A 4938-nucleotide genomic window follows, 5' to 3' on the forward strand; every position below is an offset into this window, starting at 1 on the left:
AACCATTCAAAGATCTTGTCTTCGTCAAGCTTCAATTCCTTTGGTTGTGAAACTGGGTTGTAGTAACCAACTTCTTCGATGAAGCGGCCGTCACGAGGTGCACGTGAATCTGCTACAACAATCCGGTAAAATGGCTTTCTCTTAGCACCCATACGGCGCATACGAATCTTAACTGACATTAATTAGTCCTCCTAAATTTCAATAGTTATACTATAACACCCAAAGAGCAGTCTGTAAAGTATTTTTACTTAACAGCCTGCTCTTTTTTAAAAATTATGAGTGGAAGCGCTTGACTTTCTTCATTTTCTTGGCCTTCTTCTTCTTGAAGCTCTTCCCCATCCGCCGCATGGCCATCTTGGCCATCGGGCTGTTCATGCCAGGCAATTTCTCCAGGTCCTTGAAATTGCCCTTGGTCACCTTGGACATCATGTCCTTGGCGGTCTTGAACTCCTTGATCATCCGGTTGACTTCCACGATCGGCACGCCGGAACCGGCCGCGATCCGCCGGCGCCGGCTCGGGTTGAGCAGGCTTTCGTCTTCTCTTTCTGCTGGAGTCATAGAGTAGACGATCGCCTTGGTGTGGGCGATCTGCTTCTCATCGATTGAGAAGTTCTTCAGCTGCGGGTTGTTGGCCATGCCCGGAATCATCTTCATGATTTCATCCAGCGGCCCCATCTTCTGCACTTGTTCCAGCTGGTCAATGAAGTCGTTGAAGTCGAAGCTGTTTTCCCGCATCTTCTGGGCAACTTTTTCTGCCTGCTTGGCATCGTAGTCCTGCTGGGCCTTTTCAATCAAGGTCAGCATATCCCCCATGCCCAGGATTCTTGAAGCCATCCGATCCGGGTGGAAGACTTCCAGGTCAGTCAGCTTTTCCCCTTGCCCGGTGAAGAGGATCGGCTTGCCGGTAATAGCTCTGATGGATAAGGCTGCCCCGCCCCGGGTGTCACCATCCAGCTTGGTCAAGACAACCCCAGTGACGTCCAGGCGTTCGTTAAAAGTCTTGGCCACGTCAGCAGCAGCTTGCCCAGTCATGGCGTCAACTACCAAAAGGATGTTGTCCGGGTGGCTGACTGCCTTGACTTCTTCCAGTTCCTTCATCAACGGTTCATCGATTTCCAGCCGGCCGGCCGTGTCGATGATCACGTAGTCGTTTCTGTGGACGGCTGCTTCGGCCAGACCGTCTTCCACGATCTTGGCCACGTTCTTTTCATCCGGCTCGCTGAAAACCGGCACGTTCAAGTCCGCCCCGATCTGCTTGAGCTGGTCAATGGCGGCTGGCCGGTAGATGTCGCCGGCGATCAAAAACGGCCGGGCCTTTTCTTCCTTCATCAAGCGGTTGGCCAGTTTGCCGACCGTGGTGGTCTTACCAGTACCTTGCAGACCGACCATCATGATAACGGTTGGGATATGCGGGGACTTGTTCAAGCCGACCGCTTCTTCCCCCATCATCTTGGTCAATTCTTCGTTGACGATCTTGATGACCTGCTGGCCTGGAGTCAGTGATTCCTGCACTTCCTGGCCCAGGGCCCGCTTCTTGATGGTCTTGATGAAGTCCTTGACCACCTTGAAGTTGACGTCGGCTTCAAGCAGGGCCAGGCGGATTTCCCGGGAGGCAGCGTTGATGTCTTCTTCAGAGATCTTCCCTTTCCCGGTCAAGTTGCGCAGGGCCTTCTGCAAACGTTCGCTTAAATTTTCAAATGCCATCTTATTCTCCTCTAATTACCTGCAGCAAGTCTTCCAGCTGCATTTTGGCTGCTTCCTGGTCGCCTGCCTGCAAGCTGGCTAAGGCCTGGCTGATGCCGTCTTCCAACTGGCTGTAACTGGCCAGGAGCTGCAGCTTGTCTTCGTATTTTTCCAAAGACTTGGCGCTGCGCCGTAAATTGTCATAGACCGCTTGTCTTGAAACATGCCGGTTGTCGGCAATTTCCCCTAAAGACAGGTCGTTATAGTAATAATCTTCAAAATAATCCTGCTGGCCCTGGGTGAGCAAGGCACCGTACATGGCGTACAGGTCACCCAGAGTTTCGTTTTTGCTTAATTCATCCATCTTTTTCACCTGGTTACCAGTATAGCAAAAAGCACTGCAAGTGCAGTACTTTTTAAAGATTTTTATCCATATTGAAAGTCAGCTTGGACAGCTTGATGGCCTCCTTAAAGAGCTCGCCCCAGAACTTCTCGCTTTCCTGGCGGCAGTAGGCTACCGTTTCCTGGTTGGCCTTGGTCAAAAAGGCGGTCAGTTCTTCGCCGGATAAGCCTTGGACCTGGTCAGTCACTTCAGCCACCCGGCAGCGGAAGTAGCGGTTCAGTTCAGTCAAGTACTTGGCGTCCATTTGAACGAAGTGAGAATAGTGACTTTCCACCAGAGCCGCTAAAGACTTGTAGAACCACCAGGCATCTGACTGCCGGTATTCCAGGGAAGTATCGTTATAAGACGGGTCAGTGTCATTCATGTTGGTAAAGAAAGGCACAAAGGGGGTGAAAGTCGGCCCACCAATGCAGAGCCACATGATTCCAGCCACGCCATCTGCTTGGTCATCTCTAACTTCCAGGATGTGGGCGTTTTGCGTCCGGTTGAGGCCGATTGGCCGGTAGCGGTGGTGTTCTTCATCACTGCCCTTGACGGCAAATGGGTCGTAGACCGTGTCCTGGTAGTGAGAACCCAGGATATATTCGATGTCTTCCTTGCTAATCTTCTTTTCTGCCCGGCGGATAAATGGCAGGTCAGGGTCTTCCGGGTCCTGGTCAATGCTTGGGTTCAAGATCTTTTGCCCGTACCAGACACGGGAAGTATTGTAGTGGCGGTCTTGCTCGGTGAAAGTGCCAAAGATATGACGGAAGTTCCAGCCTTCCAGGTCGGGGTTAAGCTTGTTTTTGGCAACAAAGTCCTGGATTCCTGCACTCCACATGAAGTCATCCGGCTTAGAAAAGTCAACTTCCTGGATGGAGACCCGGTTGGCGGCGATGGCGTAGGCATCGTCCGGGATTCTTTGGGCGACCCAGTGGTGGCCGGTCACGATTTCCATGTACCAGATTTCATCCTTGTCGGAAAAAAGAACTGAGTTGCCGGCAGCTGACCCGTACTTGGCGATCAAGTCGCCCAGGCGCTTGACCCCGCCTCTGGCTGAATCGATGTAAGGCAAGACGACATTGACCATGCAATCTTCGTCCAAACCATCAACCACCAAGGGGTCAAAGGCCAGAGTGCGTTCATTGCCGTAAGTTGACTCAGTAGCTGACATGGCCACGTTCTTTTCGTTGATGCCGCTTTCTTCATAGTAGCCGTACTTCTTGTAGTCGACATTAGGCACGGCTGGATAGCGGTAGGCGTCTTCCGGCAAGTCCATCGTGAACTTGTTCAGCCAGGACTTGATCTTGCGGCCCTTTTCCCCGTGAACTGCCGGGTTAACGACAAACTTTTGCTGGTTTAAAGGAGAAAAGGTGTCGTCATTGCGGGCAATCAAGTTATTGCCATCCATGGCAGCTTTTTTGCCGACTAAAATTGAAGTACATGCATCGTCTTTCATTTTTCTTTTTAATCCTCTAATTCTAACTTAGCTTCTTTGAAAAAATTACAGCAGATCGTGGAAGAGGCCAACGGCATAGTTGGCCGCGTCAAAGTCGGCCAGGTCTTCAGCCTTTTCGCCCAGGCCAACCAATTTAACAGGCAGCTTCATTTCGTGGCGGATGGACAGGACCACCCCACCCTTGGAAGACCCGTCCAGCTTGGTCAAGACTAAGCCAGTCAGTTTGGTCGTCTTGTCAAAGTCCTTGGCCTGCAGGAGAGCATTTTGCCCAGTTGACCCGTCCAAAACCAGGAGAGTTTCAGCCGGCTGGTCGGGCAGGCGCTTCTTGATGGTCCGCTGGATTTTTTCCAATTCGTTCATCAAGTTGACCTTGTTTTGCAAACGGCCGGCCGTGTCAACCAGGAGGTAGTCAGCCTCTTCAGCAATCGCCCGCTCTAAGCCGTCGTAAACCACGGCAGCCGGGTCAGCCTTGTCCGGGCCAGTTACGACTGGAACCCCGGTCCGCTTGCCCCATTCAACCAGCTGCTCAACCGCGCCGGCTCTGAAAGTATCGGCAGCGACCAAAAGGACCTTCTTGCCCTGGTCATGGAAACGCTTGGCCAATTTGCCGACCGTAGTAGTCTTGCCCGCCCCGTTAACACCAACGAAGAGGTAGACATTTGGCTTGGCGTTAGGATCGTAAGCCAGCTTTTCATTTTCGCTGTTGGCATTTTCGTCGTAGACTTCCACCAGCTTTTGGACGATGACCCGCTTCAAGTCATCCCGGCTCTTTGCCTTTTGCAGCTTGGCTTCTTCTCTGAGTTGGTCAGTCAGTTCTTCACTGGTTTCATAGCCCACGTCAGATTCAATCAGCAATTCCTCCAAGTCGTCGAAGAAGTCTTCGTCAACCGTTCTGAACTTGGCCAAAAAGGCGTTGAGGCGGGCACCAAAACCCTTGTTGGACTTCTCCAGTCCCTTTTCATAAAGCTCAGTAGTTTTTTCTTCTGTACTTTCTTCTGCAGGTTCAGTTGTCTCCTCTTCAGCTTCAGTCTTTTCTTCTTCAACTGTTTCTTCTGCGGGTTCAGTGGTCTTTTCTTCAACTGTTTCTTCTGCTGTTTCTGTAGTTTCTGTTTCTTCTTCAGCAGAAGATTTAGTTTCTTCTTCAACAGTTTCTTCATAAGTTTTAGTTTCTTCTACACTTTTTTCTTCGGTAGTTTCTTCACTGGTCTCTTCAGTAGTTTCTTCTGCTACTGCTTCTTCAGCCTTTTCTGCTACTGACTCATTTTCCGCTTCAGCACTTTCTTTTGCGGCTTCTTCCTGGTCAGCCTTGACTTCTTCTGGCTTTTCTTCGTCTTTTTGGCCAAACAGGCTCTTTTTGATTCGATCAAATAATCCCACGGTTATACCTCATCTTTTAAATCTTTCAAGGAGACCG

The 4938-nt window shown here is 50.8% G+C and carries 5 protein-coding genes; all 5 read right to left on the reverse strand.

All coding sequences use genetic code 11. The annotated features are described in order from the left end of the window. On the reverse strand, positions 1 to 179 hold a 179-nt coding region (gene rpsP, locus ACI32D_RS09505), incomplete at its 3' end, for a 30S ribosomal protein S16 (protein WP_439776329.1). A gap of 94 nt (positions 180 to 273) precedes the next feature. After that, positions 274 to 1704 carry a signal recognition particle protein gene (gene ffh, locus ACI32D_RS09510; RefSeq protein ID WP_439776325.1) on the reverse strand — a complete coding sequence of 477 codons (1431 nt, stop codon included), beginning with the start codon at positions 1702 to 1704 and terminating at the stop codon, positions 274 to 276. 1 nt (position 1705) lies between these two features. Beyond that, positions 1706 to 2047: a YlxM family DNA-binding protein gene (gene ylxM / locus ACI32D_RS09515; RefSeq protein WP_439776326.1), complete on the reverse strand. Its 342-nt coding sequence runs from the start codon at positions 2045 to 2047 to the stop codon at positions 1706 to 1708. 52 nt (positions 2048 to 2099) lie between these two features. Further along, positions 2100 to 3524, reverse strand: coding sequence for a C69 family dipeptidase (locus ACI32D_RS09520; protein WP_439776327.1), 1425 nt, complete (start codon positions 3522 to 3524; stop codon positions 2100 to 2102). Between the two features lie 45 nt (positions 3525 to 3569). Further along, a complete protein-coding gene (gene ftsY / locus ACI32D_RS09525) occupies positions 3570 to 4901 on the reverse strand; it encodes a signal recognition particle-docking protein FtsY (RefSeq protein ID WP_439776328.1) in 1332 nt (443 codons plus the stop codon). Positions 4902 to 4938 lie beyond the last annotated feature (37 nt).

The organism is Lactobacillus sp. (assembly GCF_051873315.1).
In the GTDB taxonomy this organism is placed as follows: domain Bacteria; phylum Bacillota; class Bacilli; order Lactobacillales; family Lactobacillaceae; genus Lactobacillus.